This window comes from Acinetobacter sp. YH01009, from assembly GCF_013420765.1.
In the GTDB taxonomy this organism is placed as follows: domain Bacteria; phylum Pseudomonadota; class Gammaproteobacteria; order Pseudomonadales; family Moraxellaceae; genus Acinetobacter; species Acinetobacter amyesii.
The window spans coordinates 37,835-58,914 of record NZ_VOYE01000005.1 but is presented as its reverse complement, the minus strand read 5'-3'; the positions used below and the strand labels follow the sequence as shown (position 1 = coordinate 58,914).

Genomic DNA, 21,080 nt, shown 5'->3' with positions numbered 1-21,080 from the left:
AGATGTATCTAATAGAAAATGTACAGCTATTATCTGAAATTAATAGCTTAGGATTATATCTACCTAATCAGATATGTGAGATTGAAAATAAAAATGATAATGGATTTATAATCCATTATTTAAATCTTGATTCATCAGAAGATTTATTAAGTCTAGTTAAAGGAATTAATTCCAATAATAGCGCACCATTTTATGTACAGGATGATTATGATCTTGGTGTTTTTTTTGATGGATGGAGGCATTTTTCACCCAATATTTTAACAGGAACAAGTGATGACCCAGCATACTTATTCTTAATAGAATTAGATGATAAATGATTTATAAAGTATGTTTAGTAAGAGATCATTAGGCTTCGGTCTAATGATTTTAAATTAATGACCGCAAACGATGTTTTAATTGGTTAAAAGTGATTATTTTAATATTACATCATTAGATTTTTATAAAAAGGTTTTTAGCATTTGCACCATATTATAATAACTTTATCCCAAGGCAAAATGCCTAAAACTTGGAGAATGACAATGAAATCTGTACATCAATACGATGATAAAGTTGTAATACCAGCATTAACTCAACAGCTAGATATCTTTGCTGGTACTGATCTTGAGATTAAACTTCCAGAAAATACATATTTTAATGCCCCAGAGATTGATCTAAGTATTTATGATCTTTTTATTGTATGCCTAAGTGGTGGTAAAGATTCGATTGCGTCATATTTACGATTACTAGATCTGGGAGTTGAAAAATCGAAAATTGAACTCTGGCACCACAAAATTGACGAAGAAAATGACCCATTTATGGATTGGGTTTTTATGGAAGACTATGTAGTAAAGTTTGCTCAAGCTTTTGATACGCCTATTTATTTCAGCTGGCTTGATGGTGGTTTTCGTGGCGAAATGATGAAGAATAACAGTTATTCTCGACCACATTTTGTTGAAACCCCTGAAGGGCTTATAAAATTAGAACGCGATTTAAAACGTTCAAAGCCAGGTACACGTATGAAGTTTCCTCAACAGGCTGCAAGTCTTCAGACGCGTTGGTGCTCTTCAGCTTTAAAAATTGATGTTGGGCGTAGAGCGTTAAACAACCAGGAACGCTTCGATGGTAAAAACATTTGTTTTATTACCGGGGAGCGCCGTGAAGAATCACCTAACCGCAGTAAGTATAACCAGTTAGAACCACATCCATGTGATCGTAGAGCTGGTTTAAAAGCAAGACGTGTAGATTGGTGGAAAAATGTTATTCATTTTACAGAAGCTCAGGTCTGGGCGCTGATTGAGAAGTACAAAGTAACAGCTCCAGTTCCCTATCGTTTAGGTTGGGGAAGAAGCAGTTGCCAAACATGTATTTTCAACAGTCCTAAAATCTGGTCAACAATTGCTTGTTATTTCCCTGAACGTGCAAAGATGATTGCTCAGTACGAAAATATGATGAATTGCACAATCAGCCGAAAGCAAATTGACGTCCTTAGTTTAAGTAATGGCGTTGAGCCTTTTGATATACAAGATATGGAAGCTCTCATTCAAGCCAAATTTAAGGAATACACCTTACCAATGTTCACTGATAACTGGAAACTCCCAGCTGGTGCATTTAATACTGAAGGGTGTGGATCGCTTTAATATGAAGGTGCCACGGCGCCTTTATTAGTATTTACACCGTATACGATGGTCATTTAATTGATTAAAAGGTTTTTGATTTTATTTGCGTAAGAGTCCTTTTCTAAAAAGTTTTTAACATCACTTGTCACCTTACAATCTTTCTAAATCAAATCAATACATGAGTTTAAAATGACTGAAACCTTAAACCAAACTATGCAAACATTCTGCAAAGCTAAAGCAATCATGACTTATTTAGCATCTGATGATCCTTGTATAGACATTGCTGTAAGTCGATATGAAAACTGGGCATTAGCTTATGATTTGCTAGTCAGTATTTCAGATTTAGGGCTTCAAGAAATCGAAAAAGTGTGGCAAGAAAAAACACAAACACAATTTGTCCTTTGGAATGCAATTTGTGATGCCTCTACTGATGACATTCTTGAATACATCACTGAAGAATATGAAGTACAGGTAACTACAGTTGAACAAATTTTAGAATTGCAAAACGGTAAGACACTGGAAGAAATCTAATAAGATAGAACGCTTACACTTATCAATCATGAGATGTGTAAGCATTTAATTATTTTTTAAAAAAAGTTTTTATTTCAAATTTTTAATTAAAATTAATACATCAAAGAGCAAATTGCTCAAAACTTGGAGTTCTAAAATGGAAAATAACTTTTTTGATGGTGCTGACCTAATTAACGCATATTCACTTCAAAATGCTTTAGACGATGGTGTTATTTTATGCCTAAGTACAAAAAAAGGTCATGAAAATGACTGCCGTCAATTCTATAAAGTGCCTGTATACATCACTGAAAATCTCTATAACAAGCACGTAGAAGCTGCAAAAAAATTATATCCAACAAACTCTATCCATGATCAAGAAGCAGTAGAAAAAACTGTCGGTTGGACTATATTCGACATGCTTAACATGAGTCGAACTTTATTCACTGAATTGTCACCACAGGTACGCCAGTTTGAGTATCACCTCCAAGCTACACCTGATACATTTCAAGATAAAACTATTAAAAATATCGCTGTTTCGGGTCCTGGTTTAGCTGGTGAGCACATTATCACCTTTATGTTACCTGAAGAGCAGTAAATGACTATACCCAGCTTCGGCTGGGTATTTTAGCTAATGCTATAAACGTGGAGCCATAAAATGAATAACACATCAATAAACAACCAATCACTTGACCTCTTTGGTGACGTAGATTTAAGCGCAGACTTAAAACAAAAGGAAATAATTGATCAAACTAAAGCTGATCAGATGAAGTTGCTACGTGCGGAATGGATAGTTGCTGTTACAACAACTGGCGAGTTGTTTAAATACAATAAAAAAGTACCGTCTAAATATCGTACTCAAAAAGGCGTTAAGTTGTTTAAATGCTGCAATGAAGCAACAGCAGATCTGGTTCTAAATGCTGTTAAGGGTGCTGTTAAATATAAAACTTTTGAAATCCCAGAAATCAGAAAGAAAAATAATAAACGATATGCAATTTCGCATTGGATTTACTTAGTTGAAACACGTTTATGTCACTTACCATTCGGACATTTAGAAAATTTATATCGTGAACATGAACAAAAAGTAAGAAAAAAAAGAGAATTGGCAGCTATTCAAGAAAAAGAAAATACCTATGACGTTGAACCTCACTGATTTTATTATAAATAAGAAAGGGCGAATTTGCCCTTTTTTATTATTCTAACGTTTAGTATATGACTGCCAAATCTAGAATTTAATAACCGTAAACGGTATTTTTTAATTGATTAAAAAGTAATTGGAATTTTAATTTTTAAATAAATATTTATAGAAACTATCGGCATTATAATATTTATATCAAGTAGCAAATAGCTACAAACTTGGAGTAAACAATATGACTTCTACTAATAGATTCTTTACTGATTGGGCTAAACAACTTTCGGTATTTACAGAAACAAATAATCATCTTAATTCATTTACGCTTTATGATGTGCTTGATGATTCCGAACTTTCAAGTTCTATCAATACGGTAACCTTGTTACCATATGACCATGATGCCTCTTTTATGGCAATTGATTTAAAAGACTGGTCTTTGATTGAATCAAAAATTCAATTTCCTACACATTTTGATTTATCTCAACTTTTAAGTACATTTTGGGAATCACAACCCATAGTTGTATTAACTGATTTGGCAACAGCTGATCTATATGAAAGCAGTCTCTTGGATGATCGCCTTAGAACATTGCAGTTTGCTTACAGCCGGGATCTTTCATCAGATCATGCACCAGAAGAAACTCACTATTTAAATCAGTCTTTTGATTTAAATAAACTTGCTCATTTCGGTATATACCTACAGGGTCATTGTTATACCGCTGATAAGTTTGTCATCACTCCTAATACTCTTCCAAAAAACACTGCTTACATTATTCCAGTTTTTAATATTCACTCAATGGATACTTCTGAAGTTCAACAACTCATTGTTTTTGATGAAAAAGGTAAGTTCTTGGATTGTGTAGTTGGTACAGGATTAATTCGATAATAATAAACATTTTACCGTGTATATAAATGAACGGTTTAAGGAAAACAGCATGAGTAAACAATATATTCACATTGAAACGAGTTATGAATCTATTCAACCCGGTACGAAAGATGAATTACATGATTTCATTATTGAAATTAACTACCCAGAAAACCTAAACCTGTTAGGTGCTAAATGTAAAAATCGTAATATTATCAATCAAAATCCACAAGCTTGTGAAATGATTGCATCATGGCTACGTCTATTCGGAATATTCACTATTCTTGATAAGTCAGATCAAGATCCTACCAGACCCATTGCATTATGCCTTAGTGATGGAGCTGATCTTGTGATTGATGGTTGGGATATCTTAGATGAAGAGAGAAAAAATACTTTAATCAAAAATAATTCACCAGATTCAGACCTTGCTGAAGATGATGTCGTTCACTTCATTTATGAATATACTGACACCATGGATTTGTCTTTAGTTAATGAAAGCGTTGACCCGGGTATACAAATAGCAGCACGTAATTCTAATGGCAATCACTACGATCTAGTATTGCGACCGGAGATGAGTGATAGACATACATATGCTCATTATACTGGTACATATGGCATCGGTGAATCAGTTATTAATTTAATTGCTTCAGATCTCGCATTACTGCCGTCTGTTAAGGTTACAGACTCAAATAACGACATACGTAAATACATTACTTTTAATGCTTTAGAGTTCTTTAAAAACTCTGATGATGCGATGTGCACAGAGTCTGATGCTTATGAAACATTTGTTCAATTCGACATTACAGAAACTCATAATTCAACGATCGTAATGGATTATATAGAGCTTCAGGCTGTAAATATAAACCAGAACCTTTTTGCTTTTTATGGTAATGATCCGCGCTTTTAAGCGTGGATCTATTTGTCTAGTGAGCATATTGCTCATAATTTGGAGTTTCTATGTCAAAAGATCTTTTTAAGTACTATATAGGCACAATTGAAACTAATGAAAAACATATGCAAATTGTTGAGTACCATTCTAGGTCTAATCTATTAGTACAAGCGCAACTTATGGAAATTCAATTCCCAACATTAGGGGTTATTGAAGGGTTTTTAAATGATTTTGATGTTGATGAAAAATTATCAATTTTTTATCGAAGTTTAAGTCACACGCTACCCCTATCTTCTGATGGGATTTTCCTATTTTCAAAAACCAATAATCAGTGGAATATTCTAGATCAGAGTATATCTTCAAAGTTAATTGGCATTTATAAAGAATCTCCAGATTTTGAAGATATCGTAGAGCATATATGTTCTTGTACTGTGAAGAACAATCCTAAACTTCAAAATACATATGCTGATCAAAGTACTCCAGTTAAGATGATTTTTGCTTCTTATGGATTTGAACGTTATTGCAATCATTGTCATAGCTATGTGCTAATTTCTAATTTTTATCGTGATCGCGGTGGTAAATCATTCGAATCAGTATGTAAGTCCTGCTATATTCCCCACTTTAAACCTTATAAACTTGCAAAAAAATATAAGCCTCAAATAGTAAATTCTGGAGTATAAATAAAGAGCTTCGGCTCTTTTTTTATGCTTATATATTTTATAACCGTATACGATTTTTTAATTGAATTAAAATAATGAAATATCTCTATCTCATTATTTTAATTATATATTTTGTTAAAAGTCTATGCAGTGAAATACGTCTTAATATTAATACTTCACATCGAGCAAGAACGCTCAAAACTTGGAGTTTTAATATGTCTCATTTCACTGTTGCTGTTATTACCACACCTGAAGGTGATGTAGATTCTGCATTAGCACCTTTTCATGAATATGAATGTACAGGCGTAAAAGATGAATATGTTACTTCCTCATCATCTCTTGATTATCTTCAAACACGTTATGAAGAAGCAAACATTACCTTAATGAAAAATACAAAAGTTAAGTTAGAAGCAGATGACGAGATATATGTATTTTGTGATGACCCACGTTTCTTGCGAGATCCGATTGACGGAGAAATTGAAGAACTAAATAGTCCTAAAGGTACGGTAAAACCATTGGGGCATAGCGAACGAGAAGTTGTGAATATTCGTAATGCTGATGGAACTTATACAAACAAAATCCGTGACTTTGGTATGTTCATTCAATGGAAAAAGTGCAATATGCCATGCCGAGAAGTTTTTGATTTGAAAAATTTCGCTTCATGGTTATGGGAAGAGGAATTGCCAACTGTCGTTACAGGTGAAGAACCTAGTCCCGATTGGGACACATGGCTTGAATTAGATGAAAATGGTGAAGTTGTAGATTTCTTTACTTCTACAAACGAAAATGCCAAGTGGGATTGGTATGTAATCGGAGGTCGTTGGGCAAACATGCTTAAAACGATCAATGGTGAGTTAGTCGATTTTTGCGAACTTGGACAGTTGGATTTTGATGGTGAAACCAAACGTCTTCAATCTAAAGCACATGAGATTTACGATACTTTTGAAGAATATTTAGGAAACCTTCCGAAATCATGGGTATCTTGGAAAGCAGTTCTTGCTGATGATAGCTATAAAACGATTGAAGAACGCCGTGATTTTTATAATAACCAAATTCAGGTTAAGTCACTTAAAGAAAAAGATAAGAATCATACCTTTGGATACTTTGGCTATGATTATGACGAGTTTCTAGTAGATCGTAATACGTTTGTTGCATTAAAAAGTAGTAATCCTTTTGGTACTTATGCCCTATTAGATGCTACAGGTGGATCTGATATAGGTAATTGGATGGGTTCAGATATTGGTATGTTCGGAACTACTTTGCGAGAAGAACCCAATTGGGAAGAGGTAAATCAAAAAATGCTACGAAGTTTTCCGAAAAACTATGTGATTACTATTGTTGATTGTCATATTTAATTAGTATCAGAAATAGAGTGTAATTGCTCTATTTCTTATGCTTTTTATACCGCATACGATGTTTTTTAATTGATTAAAAGGTTAAAGATATTTTGCTGCGTATTCTGGGTGCAAATGAACATTTAATAGTATATCGTTGGACATAAATTCTTCAAAAACAACCTGGTTCCTATGAAAAAATCAATTATTGCACTGAGTTGCTTAAGTACATTGTTGATGAGCTGTTCTACTCTTCTTAATCCAAGTATTCAGAATTCACTTAAAGAAGTAAGGGAATCGAACTTCCTAAAAAATGAAGATAAAACAAAAACCATCGGTGGGATTGATGCAAACAGTAATGGTGTGCGCGATGATATTGAAGGATATATAAAGCTGAAATATGTAAATAACCCCGAATTTGTTAGCGTATATATGCAGTATGCAAAAGAATTACGAATAAAGATGACTCTGGCTAGTGATGATCGTGAAGTCTATCGTAGAGCTTCACACAAAGTTAGTATGCAAATGGTTTGTGCTTCGAAAATTGACTATGAAGTTGAGCCTGATAAAATGTATCGTGACACAATGAAAATCTATGCTCTGACGGTAAATACCAAGCAGCGTAAGGCTGAAAGTAATCGTATTAGTTCATTAGTTAATGGCATGGCCTTTACATTGCCAAATGAAGAACATTGCGAAAATTAACGAATAAAGCTACCGCTAAATAATATGTTTGAGAAAAAAAATTAAAAAAAAATTATAGCTAATAATATGAAGTAAAATAACTTAATAAGCATAAAGCTTAAGACTTGGAGAATACACAAATGACAACTTTGAATGATTTGTTTTTTGGTTCCTTAGACCGTAAATACGGACGGATGAATGATAATGAAATTATTCATCTTGAAGCTGCTGCAGCAAACTTGGATCATATCGTTAATCCTGGAAATAAACATCAAAAGATTTATGCTGCTGATCTACCAGGCCTAATATCTAAGGCCAAAGAATTTAACTTATGGGATAGTTGGAAGCATAAAGTATCATCTGAAGCTCTCCCTATTAATCCTTACGTTAAACCCAAAATATCAGGTGTTTTATTTAAAACAGATCATCTAGATCGTGACGTCTATGAACATCTATTACAATCTACTAGTTTTCCTATCTTGGTCCCTGAAGATGGTAAAACGTTTGTTAATAAAGAACATAAATGTTTTTCCTTAAACAACGCTTTGTATGATTTATCTGAAGAGATGGTTAATCATTTAAATCAGGGCAAAAAGTTTTGGATTTATTCTTGTAATGGTCGTGTGGCCTGGTATACCCGTGCAGAAATTGAAGCACAAAAAAAATGGAAGTCTGCAGAAACTGAAACTAAGGAAAAAATTAAAAGCTTATTTGAACTCGCTGAAGAGATCCTTAGGGCCAAACCTATTTTTGATGCAGTGAAACAGAAAAACACTTTTGCAGTTTTACCCTTTACCTGGTACACCGGTATTAAAACGGTTCTTTCTGGGTTAACTGAAAACTCTTGGGGGGATGGTGAACAGGCAAACACCGTAAATCATTTAGTTGTAGCCGAAGACTATTCAAATGGCCGATTAAAGCGAAAAGCTCATAGTTTTTTGTGTACAGCTGGAGGGTTTGGTTCAGCTGAGGATTCAAAGAAAGAATATAGTCTTAAAATAGCTGGATATGTTGTAGATACAGTACCTCATAAAATTACATGTAAAACATGTTTATCGCGTATTGAACGACTTCTTAACAATGTTGATGAATCCTAAGTGGATTCATCTGGAGGACTGGATATGAACAATTTAAAAACACTTTTAAAAAAAGACATCTCTTTAGTACACAGGGCTATAAGTGATATTCAAGCTAAAAAGCTTTTAAACACCTATCAAGTGGTTGAGTCTTTTTCACATTTTTATGAATCACATAGTCATATCTACTTAGTTGGTAAAGATATATGTGCAGTTATGGCCAAACATTTCCCGTATTTTGCTTTCAAAACGCGTGATAATACTAAGCTACGTCATACTGTTGGTGATGGAGCTCTATCAGATATTCTTAATTCTATGCGCCGTGAGTACCAGATTGAATTATATTCGAATGCTGTCTCTAAATTTATTTCAAAAGTTGGGACTCCAGAATATAAGAAAAGTCAGTCCACGAGCCCTGTTGCATATTTAATCGATGATGTAATGTTTACATTAGAAGAACCATTTATTCAATTATCTCCTAATACAGGTTCTGACTTTTCTGATCTATTTAATTAATTGTAGTATTAATATAAAAACTCTTAACGAGATTGAAGTATTATAATCGAATTACCATACAGCTATTATTTTGATTTTGAGGACTTTTATTATGTTTGATAACATTAGTTATAGTGCAATTTTCTGTTTAGTTTGCGGTATTGTGTTTATTTTTTTAGATTTATACTTTCGTAAAACTAGACCTAAAAAAAATGATGGAATGTTAATGCTATGTGGATTAGGGTTGATTCTTATTTCTTTAGGTTTTCAATACTTTAATTAAATACAATCATTCCCTCTTCAGTAAAATAGTTTCTGCTGGCCCTTTCACTTTTTGGCGACCATAACCGGTTTTTCATATTACATGAACCAGCAGCTATTTTGTTTCGCCCAAATTTTGACTGGATCTCAATGTAAGTCTTCTTAAGTGAGTCATTTTTTTCTATCAAAGAAAGATCTGTTAAAAGGTCATTAGTACGATGTTTTTCAGCTATTAAGTCGCAAAGCATAATTCCACATTTTTTAAATTCTATATCTGGCTTATACATATCTTCTATCAGTACAGTGGCCATCTTTACAACTTCTAAAATGCTGTCTGTAGGTTCAGGAAAGTTGAATGTCATTGATTTATTGAAATATGGCTTACTACGATCGAATGGGTTGGATTGTAAAAATACAATGATGGTACCGCATAAAGCCTTTTCACTATGCAGACGAGATAATGCATTTTGGGCATATTTACTAATCGCTTCTTGAAGAAGTACTAGTTCAGTTACCTTCTGGCCAAAAGATTTACTAGATATGATTTGCTGTTTTGCCTTAGGTGCACTTTCGAATGGAAAACAGGAATTACCTTGTAACTCTAAAATTGTACTTTGTATATTTACATTAAAAAGATCGCGCATTCGATTAGGATTAGCACTAGCAAGGTCCAGTACTGTAGCAATACCCATGGCATGTAGTTTTTTTGAATACTTACTTCCTATTCCCCATACCTCACTAACATCCATATTTAAATAAAGCTGCTCTACATCTAGAGGGTCCATAGATATTAAATTACAGATTCCATTGAACTCAGCCTTCTTCTTAGCTAAGTGATTCGCTAATTTAGCCTCTGTTAGACTACGCCCAGCTCCAACGCATGTATCCAGGCCAATATATTTCTTAATTTTAGTTTTTAGTTCATTCGCTAATAAACTTACGTCATACAGCATCATGTAATCTGTAATTTCTAGAAAAGCTTCATCAATACTGTATATATAGTACGACTCCAGTGCTACATACTTTGCTAGAATTGAATGAAACCGGCGAGACATTTCGCCATATAAAGCAAAATTACTAGATAAAACAGCAACATTATTAGCATGAATTATATCTTGGACTTGAAATACCGGCACTCCCATTGGTATTTTTAGTTTTTTTGCTTCAGCATTCCTAGCAATAATATTCCCATCATTTGAAGAAAGAACTACGATCGCTTTATTTGCAAGTTCTGGGTTCCAAAATGCCTCCATGGAACAATACGCTGAATTTATATCAACATGAATGAAGACTCTTTCATTCATTTACGTGCTGCCTTAATAATGTACGTGATGACACCCCATACAATAAGTTCTTGTGCATCCTTTAAAAAGATATTTGGATAATCTGGGTTTTCAGCCTTCAACCACACTGATGGTATTGAATCTGGTTCACAATCATCTCCAAAGATTTCCGTTAATTCACTATTTGTCATAAATTTTGACAACATTAAACGTTTATCTGTGAATTCATTATCAATTTGAGCCACAATGATATCAAAATGCTTTGCATCCAAACTTCGATCTATAAGCAGCTTATCATCAATATCTATACCAGCATTTAACATGGATAAAGAACCTACTTTTCCAATAAAAGTAGAATTCTCATCAGTGATTAGCATTTCATTCAAATCTACGGATTTTTCTATGCTGTCCTGAGCTGGTGAAGCAAATCCGGCTGATAATAATTCAGCTGCAATAGGAATTTGTAAAAGCGAGTTAGATCTGACGTGCTCGAGGTCAAGAATATCGCTTATCTTTTTATTTGCACCGCTAAATGCGATAACTTTCGTTTCAGGTTTTCCTGACGTTGAACTGCAAGTAGACATGAAAAAAAACCTTACTATGATTTGAGATCCATTGTATTGAGAGCTGTATGTTTGTTCAAATATTTCTTAAAAGTTACCAATACACAATGGGTTATCCTTGGAGTTAGAATAAAGATCGTCTATCTTATGAATAATAAAATTTACACGTAATATGTCAGAGATGATGCCAATTATTCATTACTTAACAGTACAGGTTTGCAAACGGGTATTCATAGAGCCTAACTACGGCGTAATGCGTTCTAATGATCCATTAGTTATAGATCCTGATTTATCAATGCAGCCATTATGTTTACTTGGCATCTCCGTCAATGATTTTCCATTAAATTACACGGAATATTATGAAAAAAATGACAGTAGTTGTTCCCTGTCTAAATTCCTGAAGACTTTTTGGAGCCGTTACTACAAGACTAATGGCCCAAATATTCCATTAGTTTTTGGAATACCAGATATCCTGGTTATCGATCATCGTGTGAAGGATATTATTAATCAATCATTTTATAGTTGGTTAGACTCGAATAATGTTCAATATGAGTTTTCTGATAGTAAGAATAAGAAAGCTATTGCTAATTTTCGTCAGCATCAACACTATCCTTATATTGAATGTTACTCTGAGATAGACGTCCTAGATACATATAAAACTAAAAATGAAGAATATGCCTTACCTTTATCCGTTCTAAACACGATGACTAACTATTTAGATAGTGTTTTTCTCTTATCAAAGCATCGTAAAACTTTATTAGCGTATACCAGCAGACCTATAAAGCATCCAACATTTACAGAGTGCTGTCCTAACGATCTCCGACTATTTGACATTACACCTTTAGAAAGTAAAGCCGATAGAACTTTACAGGATGCATATTGGGTTAGCTCCGATTTAGAAAATGGCAACTATGGATACTTGCGGAATCGACAAATGCAAGAAGACATAGATTGCAACAGAGATGAAAAAAAAGCTTTTTTGGCCCTAATAAAATCATTACCAGTTACCCAATGGATGGATATTTTTACAAGCAATCAGATTGAATTATTGAATCAATTAAAAAAACAACGATACAAAGACACAATTGATATCGATCAGATTAATTACGCAGATATGTGTTTTAAATTAGGGTTAAGTAGGGATTCTCAGTACACAGTTTTAGCACTGGAGACATCTAAACTAAAACGTTCTGAAATGATTGAGCTTTGGGATCAATATTCTCATGGAGGTGATGTTAAGTACTCTTGTGAAATTATGCTTCCTGACTGGTACTCTTCGCGAAATGATAAAATTTACAGATATTTTTATTTATCTATGTGGAACAGCAGCATTATTTTTATAAGTGAATCAGGATCTCCAGCAACAAAATGTTTTGATCAAGATGAATGCATTAATTACATGTCAAAAAATCAATTCAAAATACATAACTTAAGTAATATCGTTGATATAAGACACTTTGATGAATTGTTATTAAACAACAGACAATATTTATTGAACATCGTTAAAGAAATGGATACTTTTGAACTTTTAAACGATCTAAATGCTGTATAAAAAGGTGTAAGCACCTTCTTATACAGGCAAAGAATCACGTAATAGTTTTAATTCATCATAACGAATATAGTTATTCCCTATTCCAGCTACATTGAACAAATTTTTTGCAGGTTTCTCACCATAAACTTCTACAGGAAAAGATTTAGCTTCATTGGCTAAAAGCCACAATGAACGTGTGACACCATTCACAAATCCTAGATACGGCGCCCCTTTATTGTTCTCTGCATATACTTGTGCAACTGGTACCGGATTGGATCTACCTTTAGAGAAGCCAGCGACCGCCCAATGGTATTTATAATCCTTGTGCATTAACCTTTTCACCGGGCAATTTATGGATCTATGCTTATCAAGTTCAACAATACTTGAACTCAACCAATACTGATAAAAGCGTAAAGCATCAACATGGACCAGATAAAACTCATTATCTACAGCTGTAAAGTGATTACTCATATAACAAACATTGCCATTTGCCAATTCAATTTGCCAATTTGCCGAGTCATTATTCATTGTTAAAAGTTTTGGAACAGATGCGTCAATATGTGTATCTAACTGATCTACAACGCGCTGTAATTCAAGTTTTTGCAAATAATAAAAATGTGGTTTAGATATCATGATTTGTTTCTAACAAATTAATTTATAAACAGTTTAACCATTTTTTCTTTAAAAACTTTTTTATTCAAAAAAATGGTTATATTTGTATATACCAGAACAGAGATTTAATGCTGTCCATGTTTTAAAGGTGCACACTGCCCTATATTTGGAGTCAATAATGTTTTTTAGATATACTCTCTTTAAAGTTCGTAAGGATCAAATTCTGGAAATGTATCCAGTTGGAATCAATATTAGTTTTATGCATCATGCAAAAAATATTCTTTATACTGAAGCAGATACTGAAGAAAGTTTTGATTATTTCATCCAACATTTACAAGCAAATGCAAATAAAAACTACTCAAAACATTCAAGACACGGCGAAAAAGCCAAGGTTGTAATGTACAATCCAAACGTGAGTATGATCTCTTATAGTTCGGACTTCTTTGATCGCATTGAACAAGCTCAAATCACAAATTTAGTTGAGATTGAGAACTTTGTGCATCATCACGAAAGCCTACGTTGTTTGATCTTTGATATAAATTCTAATCACTGGTCAGAAAGACGTTATACACAGCAACTGGATTATTACGGACTTATTGAGCCACTCAAAAAGCAGATTGCTCTCTTTTAATGCAAAATCAATAACTACTTGGATACCCATTTTTACCTTAGTTGGACACTCTAATAATCTTTTAAACTTATTAATGCAAAAAAGCTCGTTCTTTAACGAGCTTTAAATGCAAAAATGCTAAAAATTTACAGCCAATATACGCTGTTTTGGTCACTATGCCGCTTCCAGAATAAGTGACTAAAATCAACATCATTACTAACAACAACTGGACAAAAACACACTTCAGAAAATGCATGGTTATACCCATTGGTACGTAATCCATTGCGCTCCTTAGGTTCTTCTAAAAAAATATAGCCATTGGAATTAATGCTAAAAGCTTTTCCTTTTTCAAAAGTTTGATTTAATTTGATTGCACAATCCAATATGTCCGGCTTTCGTTCAAAAGAAACTTTTTCATTTTCTTTTGTTGTTTGAATTACTTTAATTTGCTCATTATCTGCAAAATATTGATCAATTTTATCTTGAAAAGATGCTGGACTATAAAGCCATTTAACATCAATAAATTGATACTCATCAAGGTTTTCAGCCATTACGAATTGATCCCAGACTGAACCTCCAGCAATACGTAACCGCTTTGTTTCTAAGTAATGAATTAAAGCTTTAGCTTTATCTGAACCAGGTAAACTATTGGTCTTCAATAACAAAACTAGTTCAACAGTTCCCGTAGTTTCATTTACTGTCCCACGCACACTTGATAAAACATTTTTTGCGTTGGTTTTATTCTTTCGAGATTGATCCACGTAACGTTTTTTACCCTCATGGATTTGAACACTTTTCACACCAATTGCAAAGTTAATATTTTGAAAAGTCTCACGTTCTAGCATATGTACAAAACCACCAATACTAGTGACGCTTGGCATTCCTTCAGCAATCAGGCCACTATTAATATTCATGTTTTCAACTCGTGCTGTAAACATGATTAATGAACCATCTAAGTTCTCATTAATATAGTCAAAATCATCTTGGGTAATGTATTTTTTACGTGGAATATGCTGATTAAAAGCGCGATATTGCCCAGATTGCATTAAAAGCGTTTCTCCATGGTTAGAAAGAGACATTGCGTTTAATTGGAGCATATGCTTAACCAGGTGATTGGGTGTACCAGTTTCAAAACCACGTTTATAAACTTCATGTACCAATCCTAAGCTAGGAACCGGCGTAGTAGCTACATAAGGTAGATCATCTTTAGATTCATATAGATCAATATTATCTACAGTTGGTACAAGAACACTTTTAACATGTCCATCAAAAGAAGTTGGAAATTGTTCTTCAAATTGGAATGTACCATTTTCAACCATTGGTAATGCTTTAGCTGATTCATCTCGCCAAATACGGATCTCAGCAGCATTAGACGGACATGCCCAAAGTAATTGACGCATTTGAATGTTTTTAGAGCAAATTAAGTTTTCATTAACATCAAAATCAATAACTTTTTGAATACCTTTCATTTTTAAAGTTAAATCTAAAAATTTAAGATTATGAGTTGCTAGCATTACTCAACTCCTTTTGTTTTCTGAATATATTGTTGCTTTAAATCTACGGACAAAAACTGTAAATCAAAATATTGAGGAATAATTTCGATTAATGCCAAATTGTTACCATCTTTATATGCTTGCTCTCCAGCTGCTGCTATCACAGTAGAAATAAACTCAATTTCATATTGAGATTTTAATAACTCACCATCTATTAAGATTGTATAGTCTGAAAATTCAGGTCCTTGAAATTTATCCCATTGACGAACGCCAAACTGGTCAAATGACAATATGTTAAATTCAGATGTATTTACGATTAATTTTTCTGGATTTTCCAAGAAAGCCACGGCATCAGCTAAGTCCTGAACTTTCTTTTTCATAGCCTTTATAGTGTCTTCTTTAACACCATTACTGATGTTACGAGTACCCTTTGCTAATTTTCGAACGTTGCCACTTTCTTCACTAAAGTGAAGTGTACGAGCAAGTTCAGTTTGCCAAGTTTTTCCATAAAGCATATGGCCACATGCGATAAATTCATATTTGTTCATTTGACTACACCAAGCGTAAGAATAGGAAAGGTATGGCCACTAGTTAGTGGCCAAGTAATTATTATTGAAGATCCCGATTATCATAATCTTGACGAGATAAAAACTCGCCTTCACTTGTATATACAGTTTCCCACTCTGGTTCATATAGTCGATCAATGTCTGATTTAAGCTGCTTAACTGCTTCGCTGTACTCTTGCATTGATTGAGAAAAAAATGGCTTAACATCATCACCACTTAGCCATGTTGTTGCATCGTACCAATTGCCGGCTGTATTTAACTCTATGTAATACAGTGTTTTTTGGATCTGCTCATCAAACATTACATCAACATTAAGTTGAGTCGGTTCTGAGAAACATTCTTCATCAAAATTAAAATCATCAAAATATTTTAATTTGGCAGCTGCTATAACTGCTCCTAAATCTGTACTGAATAGCTTTTTAAATGGACCACCATTCACAGGTTTAATGTAATTCGCATAAGGAGAAGTTGAAGCTATAAATTTAAAATCTGAAGCATCTTCTAAGCTTTGCTTAATTTCAAAATCAAAGCCTTTAGTCTCATGATTTTCAAAACCATGAGAAATTGCTTCGAAAAATGAATTTTCAAAGTTTTTACGTCCTGTCTGGTCAGTAAGATTTGCAACGATACTGCCCACATCACTTACAGTACTTTCATAACATGATATTTTGCCAAATTTAGTAAAATTGTCATTAACACCAATTTTAAAAGGACTAGTTGATGGTTGATTGAAAGCACCATTATATCCCGTGCATTGAACAACAAACTCGTGTTGATCATGAAGCTTGTTATAGTTAAAGAATCGAACTGTAAATTTTAAAGTTTTCATTTTTAAACCCTTTTTGGTTTGAAGTCTAAAGACCCTTTTGATCTTTGTGTTTTTATTTTAGTACCTAAAATACGGTACTTCAAGAAATTAATGATTTAAATTGTAAATTATATTGTTAATTTTATAATCCAGGCCTTTTGAAGGCATAAGAACAATAAATCATAGGTTTTATTAAGTATAAACAGTAAAATACAGATATTTAAGCAGTAAAAGATACTGCTTTTAAATAATAATCAACTTTAGTTTTACCAGGATAAAGGGATCATGAAAAATATTAAGTTAGTACTAAGCTCAGCTATTCTTCTACCTCTTGTTGGTTGTTCCATTCTGCCTCAACCGGATGAAATTACGCCAAATCAAATGCTGAAATATCAGACCCCTGAGAACATAATTAATTCCAAGAACCTAAATGGGAAAGCTGGGACCGGTAAAGACTATATGCTTACTGGATATAAAGAAGCTCTTTTACCCCATTCATACATGAATAATTTATGTAAAAGCCAGAATGGATCGTTGAGACAAATTCAACGTTCTACATATGCCTATTTAGATAAACGTAATAACCCATCTCCTAAGACTATCGGGTCAGAACTCGCACCTCACATTGGTATTTTTGAATGTAATGTAAGTTCACCCTGGTATGTAAGTATTGAACCATTATCAAGCCGATACGGTGGTACTAACAAAAATCTAGACATCATTTCGCTAAAAACGAAGGTTGTTGATCGATCTTCACTTAAAGGTCATATTGATTATTACAACGTTCATAGACAAGAAGAACTTGAACAAGACAAGAGAAAATATAATGAGCGATTACGTCAAGAAAATGAGCGTCTACGCCAGGAACAAGCTCAAATTAATGCAAAAAATAGATTTATAGCTGCAAATGCCCCTACAACAAAAGACATAGGTAAAACTATCTGCAATGAAACAGTATTGTCTGCTTTTACCGGTATATACGTATTTGGGCAACCTAATTTTAAGCAGACCAATGGTACGGTTATCGCAAGTGTAGAAGGCTTTTCTAACGATCAGAAAAATATCAAAATCAATATCAAAGGCTTTTTAAATACCCAAAATGGAATCTCAGCTGGAAGTGATGTGTTGTACAACCAGATCCCATTAGAAGCCGGTAAAACCGTTTGGGACAGTAAAGCAAACTGGTATAAGTGTAATTACTAAAAAATGCACTAAAAAGAAGATCCCGAGGGATCTTCTTTATGTATTATCGAAATGGTATTTATTTTTCTAATAATTATAATATTCCTCAAATGCTTCTCGCTGTTTTCTTGAAATATTCATTTTTGATTCAGGATCTTCTTTAATTTCCTTTTGTTTTAAACAGTCTTTTAATATCGATTTAAGCTTCCGATGAGTTATAGGATCTGGCTCACAGGTATGGCCAAAACATTTTTTTAATGCAAACCTTATATCACTACTAGTATCAGGACAAATTTCTAAAGCATGTTTAATTTCTTCAGGTGTTGCTGGCTTTGAGCATCCAGTTAATATCAGAAAGCCCAATATAGTTAAAAGTGGTTTTTTAAATTTAATATTCATATACATGTACCCTCTCATTAAGAAGCCAAGCTATATTCTTGTTCATGTGTAAAATTAGCTTTAACCAAAGCATGAGATAGATCCGGTGGTACCGAATTCCCGACCATACGATATTGGTCTTGTTTAGTTAACTTCAATTGTTGGTTATTTTCATCACGTCCATAACTGAAAATATAATCATGCGGAAAGCCTTGAGCCTTATAAAGTTCAAATGGTTGAAGCATTCTAAAGCCAATATCTTCAATACAATAGCGTTCACCATTGATTTCAATGATTCCAAATTTTTCAAAAAGTTCGTTTTTGAAATTTAACCCTTCAGTAAATCTCGTTAATAAAGCTCGTACCTCTGCAAATTGATTTACTGTTGTGAGTGTATGCATAGGTTCATTTAATTCTTGGCCAGTACATCCATTTTTCATTTTTGAAAGGTGACAAACATATAGTGAGTGGGTACCGCCTTTAGTTTCAGCTGTAATTGTCCTCAAAGGCTCATCGATCGGCATTGATCTCCGACTTGATCCATTTGCACATTCTGTAAGAATTGGAGCAGCTGCATCAACGATATATGGCTCTGGATTATGAACGATATATTTCAAAATACCGCGAACAATACGCTCTAACGTAGCTGGTGCCAGTGCTTTTTTTCTTTTAAATATACTAGGGCAATCAAAACTTAGATCTACGCATTCAGCAGCTGTACGCCATGGCAATAAACGTCCCTTTTTTACAAGACTGGTATTAGGATTACCATGGGTTTCCTTTGGCCATACGATTGGCAATCCATCACGGCGAGCTATTAAGAAAAATCGATTTCGTATAGTTGGTGCACCGAAGTCACATGCTTTTAATTCTTTGTATTCAACTGAGTATCCTTGATATTTCAATGCATTTACAAAGCAATTAAACGTTCGTCCCTTACGCTTTGGGCATGGACGTCCATCTTTATCAAGGTCACCCCATTCTGCAAACTCCGTTACATTTTCAAGCATTATTACACGAGGTCGAACCTTTGCTGCCCAGCGCAATGCAATCCAGGCCAATCCCCTAATGTTTTTATTGAGAGGTTTACCTCCCTTAGCTTTGGAATGGTGTTTACAGTCTGGGCTCAACCAGACTAATCCCACGGGTTGATTACCAGTGATTTCAACTGGATCTACATCCCAAACACTTTCACAATAATGTTTTGTAAGAGGATGATTTACCCGGTGCATCGCCAGAGCTTTAGGATCATGATTAATAGCAATATCAATCGGTCTCCCAAATGCACGTTCTAAACCGGTTGATGTTCCACCACCCCCGGCAAAATTATCAACAATAAGTTCGTGTGGTAATAAATTAAACATAATATAAACTCCAAGTTTTTGGCTTTTTGCCACTAAATTCGTGTACGCGAATACTGTATGAATACTTAGGCAAGCATTAGTTCATTTATAGAATCAATGGCTGCCAGATCATCATAATCATAGTAAGCATCATCGATGGCAGACGAAATTTCATATTCAGAAACTCCTGAATTCAGAGCGAGTTTTAAAAGATTCCGGTCTAATCGGTCATATTTGTTTGAAAATGCCATCAGCTTATGGTCATGCGCGTTATTGGCCATAAAGAATGAATATGCAAAACCAACAGGCGTTACACTTCGAGCATTTTTAGTGGCCAAGCTTTTCCCACCATATAACTTGTGCATTTTAGATCCCTCTATAGGCTCTACTGGTGCAATAGGTAGGTCAGCATTAAATCTACCCCATAATAAGGTTTTCTTAGTGTAAGTATCCCCAAAATGAAATGGATCAAATGATAAACGCCATGGTGCTAAACCACTTAAGCGTTCAATTCGCCCAACTGGGTTTTCAATGGCCCATATAGATGGTTTAAAGTATTCGATTGTACGTAGGGTTTGATATACGAGTTCAATACTTGCTTGAGTACGACCGTCCAGATCCTTAGCAGCAAAATGACGTGCACCTGATACAGCAAAATCTGTACAAGGACATGCAGCTAAAATTGCATAAATATCTTGTCCTTCAAAATCAGCAAATAAGTCACTAAAGAACTCGACATTAAAATTATTAATATCACCGTAGAATGGGTCGTCTTGAATATCAAAACAATAAACCTGATATCCAGCATCTACCCATGGTTGTGACCATGTGCCAGATAGATCAAAGAGAGATAAAACGATTTTTTGGCTATTTTCTTGGCGTATAGTTGGGTCTATGAATTGATTTAACGCATGTCTTTTCCATTTTCCAACTTCATCAGTGGCCTGGGACGGAGTTAACCAGTTGTTCTTAGCAACAAAGGTTTTTGACTTTTGATTTAGCCTAACAATATCTTTTGTATTTGGTGCATCAAAAATATTTGAAACAGAAAACTCGCTATTTTGGGTTTTATTACGAGCATCATTGAATATTTTAATTATTTCATTAAAGTGCTCAATTTCGCCGTATTCAGCAAATAAATCGGACATATTAAACTCCAAATTTTAGGCTTTTTGCCCTTTAAAACATTAAACATATAATAATAGATTTACGCTATA

Annotated in this window: 24 protein-coding genes; 15 read left to right on the top strand and 9 right to left on the bottom strand. The window is 33.9% G+C overall.

All coding sequences use genetic code 11. The features are described from left to right. Positions 1-2 precede the first annotated feature (2 nt). From FTT76_RS06935 to FTT76_RS06880, 12 genes are all read left to right on the top strand, one after another. Positions 3-317 (top strand): hypothetical protein, encoded by a 315-nt coding sequence (locus FTT76_RS06935; protein WP_180190231.1) that lies wholly within the window; start codon positions 3-5, stop codon positions 315-317. A 201-nt stretch (positions 318-518) separates the two neighbouring features. Continuing rightward, positions 519-1,616 carry a phosphohydrolase gene (locus FTT76_RS06930; protein ID WP_180190230.1) on the top strand — a complete coding sequence of 366 codons (1,098 nt, stop codon included), beginning with the start codon at positions 519-521 and terminating at the stop codon, positions 1,614-1,616. Positions 1,617-1,784: 168 nt separating this feature from the next. Further along, positions 1,785-2,126, top strand: coding sequence for a hypothetical protein (locus FTT76_RS06925; protein ID WP_180190229.1), 342 nt, complete (start codon positions 1,785-1,787; stop codon positions 2,124-2,126). Positions 2,127-2,262: 136 nt separating this feature from the next. Next, entirely contained in the window at positions 2,263-2,700 is a 438-nt protein-coding gene (locus FTT76_RS06920; protein ID WP_180190228.1) for a DUF6573 family protein, read from the top strand. A gap of 60 nt (positions 2,701-2,760) precedes the next feature. Continuing rightward, on the top strand, positions 2,761-3,255 hold the full coding sequence (locus FTT76_RS06915; RefSeq protein ID WP_180190227.1) for a hypothetical protein: 495 nt from the start codon (positions 2,761-2,763) through the stop codon (positions 3,253-3,255). Positions 3,256-3,472: 217 nt separating this feature from the next. Beyond that, positions 3,473-4,117, top strand: coding sequence for a hypothetical protein (locus tag FTT76_RS06910; RefSeq protein ID WP_180190226.1), 645 nt, complete (start codon positions 3,473-3,475; stop codon positions 4,115-4,117). A gap of 49 nt (positions 4,118-4,166) precedes the next feature. Then, positions 4,167-5,003 (top strand): hypothetical protein, encoded by an 837-nt coding sequence (locus FTT76_RS06905; protein WP_180190225.1) that lies wholly within the window; start codon positions 4,167-4,169, stop codon positions 5,001-5,003. A 50-nt stretch (positions 5,004-5,053) separates the two neighbouring features. Further along, a complete protein-coding gene (locus FTT76_RS06900; RefSeq protein ID WP_180190224.1) occupies positions 5,054-5,665 on the top strand; it encodes a hypothetical protein in 612 nt (203 codons plus the stop codon). A 194-nt stretch (positions 5,666-5,859) separates the two neighbouring features. After that, positions 5,860-6,999, top strand: a complete 1,140-nt coding sequence (locus FTT76_RS06895; protein ID WP_180190223.1) for a hypothetical protein — start codon at positions 5,860-5,862, stop codon at positions 6,997-6,999. A 171-nt stretch (positions 7,000-7,170) separates the two neighbouring features. After that, positions 7,171-7,683, top strand: a complete 513-nt coding sequence (locus FTT76_RS06890; RefSeq protein ID WP_180190222.1) for a hypothetical protein — start codon at positions 7,171-7,173, stop codon at positions 7,681-7,683. 119 nt (positions 7,684-7,802) lie between these two features. Next, positions 7,803-8,759 (top strand): hypothetical protein, encoded by a 957-nt coding sequence (locus FTT76_RS06885; RefSeq protein WP_180190221.1) that lies wholly within the window; start codon positions 7,803-7,805, stop codon positions 8,757-8,759. 24 nt (positions 8,760-8,783) lie between these two features. Beyond that, positions 8,784-9,254, top strand: coding sequence for a hypothetical protein (locus FTT76_RS06880; protein WP_180190220.1), 471 nt, complete (start codon positions 8,784-8,786; stop codon positions 9,252-9,254). Positions 9,255-9,508: 254 nt separating this feature from the next. On the opposite strand, the gene FTT76_RS06875 is transcribed toward FTT76_RS06880, so the two are convergent. Continuing rightward, positions 9,509-10,798: a Y-family DNA polymerase gene (locus FTT76_RS06875; RefSeq protein ID WP_180190219.1), complete on the bottom strand. Its 1,290-nt coding sequence runs from the start codon at positions 10,796-10,798 to the stop codon at positions 9,509-9,511. Then, the gene (gene umuD / locus FTT76_RS06870) at positions 10,795-11,361 is read right to left on the bottom strand and encodes a translesion error-prone DNA polymerase V autoproteolytic subunit (RefSeq protein ID WP_180190218.1); all 567 of its coding nucleotides are present in this window, start codon (positions 11,359-11,361) and stop codon (positions 10,795-10,797) included. Before umuD ends, FTT76_RS06875 begins: the two co-directional genes overlap by 4 nt. A 151-nt stretch (positions 11,362-11,512) precedes the next feature. Here umuD and FTT76_RS06865 point away from each other — a divergent pair, with 151 nt between their 5' ends. Beyond that, complete coding sequence (locus FTT76_RS06865; protein ID WP_180190217.1) at positions 11,513-12,892, top strand: hypothetical protein; 1,380 nt, start codon at positions 11,513-11,515, stop codon at positions 12,890-12,892. Between the two features lie 18 nt (positions 12,893-12,910). Here FTT76_RS06865 and FTT76_RS06860 read toward each other — a convergent pair whose 3' ends face one another. Continuing rightward, the gene (locus FTT76_RS06860) at positions 12,911-13,504 is read right to left on the bottom strand and encodes a hypothetical protein (protein WP_180190216.1); all 594 of its coding nucleotides are present in this window, start codon (positions 13,502-13,504) and stop codon (positions 12,911-12,913) included. Between the two features lie 157 nt (positions 13,505-13,661). Between FTT76_RS06860 and FTT76_RS06855 the strand changes: the two genes are divergently transcribed. Then, on the top strand, positions 13,662-14,114 hold the full coding sequence (locus FTT76_RS06855; protein WP_180190215.1) for a hypothetical protein: 453 nt from the start codon (positions 13,662-13,664) through the stop codon (positions 14,112-14,114). 125 nt (positions 14,115-14,239) lie between these two features. Here FTT76_RS06855 and FTT76_RS06850 read toward each other — a convergent pair whose 3' ends face one another. The 3 genes from FTT76_RS06850 to FTT76_RS06840 all read right to left on the bottom strand — a co-directional run bounded on the left by FTT76_RS06850 (position 14,240) and on the right by FTT76_RS06840 (position 16,981). After that, positions 14,240-15,607, bottom strand: a complete 1,368-nt coding sequence (locus tag FTT76_RS06850) for a type I-F CRISPR-associated protein Csy2 (RefSeq protein WP_180190214.1) — start codon at positions 15,605-15,607, stop codon at positions 14,240-14,242. After that, on the bottom strand, positions 15,607-16,134 hold the full coding sequence (locus FTT76_RS06845; protein WP_180190213.1) for a hypothetical protein: 528 nt from the start codon (positions 16,132-16,134) through the stop codon (positions 15,607-15,609). The genes FTT76_RS06850 and FTT76_RS06845 overlap by 1 nt, the downstream gene beginning before the upstream one ends. A gap of 61 nt (positions 16,135-16,195) precedes the next feature. Further along, a complete protein-coding gene (locus FTT76_RS06840; RefSeq protein WP_180190212.1) occupies positions 16,196-16,981 on the bottom strand; it encodes a hypothetical protein in 786 nt (261 codons plus the stop codon). A gap of 264 nt (positions 16,982-17,245) precedes the next feature. Here FTT76_RS06840 and FTT76_RS06835 point away from each other — a divergent pair, with 264 nt between their 5' ends. After that, the gene (locus tag FTT76_RS06835) at positions 17,246-18,163 is read left to right on the top strand and encodes a hypothetical protein (RefSeq protein ID WP_180190211.1); all 918 of its coding nucleotides are present in this window, start codon (positions 17,246-17,248) and stop codon (positions 18,161-18,163) included. A 66-nt stretch (positions 18,164-18,229) separates the two neighbouring features. Here the strand turns inward: FTT76_RS06835 and FTT76_RS06830 are convergent, their stop codons facing one another. The 3 genes from FTT76_RS06830 to FTT76_RS06820 all read right to left on the bottom strand — a co-directional run bounded on the left by FTT76_RS06830 (position 18,230) and on the right by FTT76_RS06820 (position 21,011). After that, the gene (locus FTT76_RS06830; protein ID WP_180190210.1) at positions 18,230-18,541 is read right to left on the bottom strand and encodes a hypothetical protein; all 312 of its coding nucleotides are present in this window, start codon (positions 18,539-18,541) and stop codon (positions 18,230-18,232) included. 17 nt (positions 18,542-18,558) lie between these two features. Then, the gene (locus FTT76_RS06825; protein WP_180190209.1) at positions 18,559-19,884 is read right to left on the bottom strand and encodes a DNA cytosine methyltransferase; all 1,326 of its coding nucleotides are present in this window, start codon (positions 19,882-19,884) and stop codon (positions 18,559-18,561) included. Positions 19,885-19,949: 65 nt separating this feature from the next. Further along, complete coding sequence (locus tag FTT76_RS06820) at positions 19,950-21,011, bottom strand: DNA cytosine methyltransferase (protein ID WP_180190208.1); 1,062 nt, start codon at positions 21,009-21,011, stop codon at positions 19,950-19,952. Between the last annotated feature and the right edge of the window lie 69 nt (positions 21,012-21,080).

Coding starts and splice junctions, on each gene's coding strand:
- FTT76_RS06935 (WP_180190231.1), top strand. CDS start 3: ATGTATCTAATAGAAAATGTACAGCTATTATCTGAAATTAATAGCTTA.
- FTT76_RS06930 (WP_180190230.1), top strand. CDS start 519: ATGAAATCTGTACATCAATACGATGATAAAGTTGTAATACCAGCATTA.
- FTT76_RS06925 (WP_180190229.1), top strand. CDS start 1,785: ATGACTGAAACCTTAAACCAAACTATGCAAACATTCTGCAAAGCTAAA.
- FTT76_RS06920 (WP_180190228.1), top strand. CDS start 2,263: ATGGAAAATAACTTTTTTGATGGTGCTGACCTAATTAACGCATATTCA.
- FTT76_RS06915 (WP_180190227.1), top strand. CDS start 2,761: ATGAATAACACATCAATAAACAACCAATCACTTGACCTCTTTGGTGAC.
- FTT76_RS06910 (WP_180190226.1), top strand. CDS start 3,473: ATGACTTCTACTAATAGATTCTTTACTGATTGGGCTAAACAACTTTCG.
- FTT76_RS06905 (WP_180190225.1), top strand. CDS start 4,167: ATGAGTAAACAATATATTCACATTGAAACGAGTTATGAATCTATTCAA.
- FTT76_RS06900 (WP_180190224.1), top strand. CDS start 5,054: ATGTCAAAAGATCTTTTTAAGTACTATATAGGCACAATTGAAACTAAT.
- FTT76_RS06895 (WP_180190223.1), top strand. CDS start 5,860: ATGTCTCATTTCACTGTTGCTGTTATTACCACACCTGAAGGTGATGTA.
- FTT76_RS06890 (WP_180190222.1), top strand. CDS start 7,171: ATGAAAAAATCAATTATTGCACTGAGTTGCTTAAGTACATTGTTGATG.
- FTT76_RS06885 (WP_180190221.1), top strand. CDS start 7,803: ATGACAACTTTGAATGATTTGTTTTTTGGTTCCTTAGACCGTAAATAC.
- FTT76_RS06880 (WP_180190220.1), top strand. CDS start 8,784: ATGAACAATTTAAAAACACTTTTAAAAAAAGACATCTCTTTAGTACAC.
- FTT76_RS06875 (WP_180190219.1), bottom strand. CDS start 10,798: ATGAATGAAAGAGTCTTCATTCATGTTGATATAAATTCAGCGTATTGT.
- umuD (WP_180190218.1), bottom strand. CDS start 11,361: ATGTCTACTTGCAGTTCAACGTCAGGAAAACCTGAAACGAAAGTTATC.
- FTT76_RS06865 (WP_180190217.1), top strand. CDS start 11,513: ATGTCAGAGATGATGCCAATTATTCATTACTTAACAGTACAGGTTTGC.
- FTT76_RS06860 (WP_180190216.1), bottom strand. CDS start 13,504: ATGATATCTAAACCACATTTTTATTATTTGCAAAAACTTGAATTACAG.
- FTT76_RS06855 (WP_180190215.1), top strand. CDS start 13,662: ATGTTTTTTAGATATACTCTCTTTAAAGTTCGTAAGGATCAAATTCTG.
- FTT76_RS06850 (WP_180190214.1), bottom strand. CDS start 15,607: ATGCTAGCAACTCATAATCTTAAATTTTTAGATTTAACTTTAAAAATG.
- FTT76_RS06845 (WP_180190213.1), bottom strand. CDS start 16,134: ATGAACAAATATGAATTTATCGCATGTGGCCATATGCTTTATGGAAAA.
- FTT76_RS06840 (WP_180190212.1), bottom strand. CDS start 16,981: ATGAAAACTTTAAAATTTACAGTTCGATTCTTTAACTATAACAAGCTT.
- FTT76_RS06835 (WP_180190211.1), top strand. CDS start 17,246: ATGAAAAATATTAAGTTAGTACTAAGCTCAGCTATTCTTCTACCTCTT.
- FTT76_RS06830 (WP_180190210.1), bottom strand. CDS start 18,541: ATGAATATTAAATTTAAAAAACCACTTTTAACTATATTGGGCTTTCTG.
- FTT76_RS06825 (WP_180190209.1), bottom strand. CDS start 19,884: ATGTTTAATTTATTACCACACGAACTTATTGTTGATAATTTTGCCGGG.
- FTT76_RS06820 (WP_180190208.1), bottom strand. CDS start 21,011: ATGTCCGATTTATTTGCTGAATACGGCGAAATTGAGCACTTTAATGAA.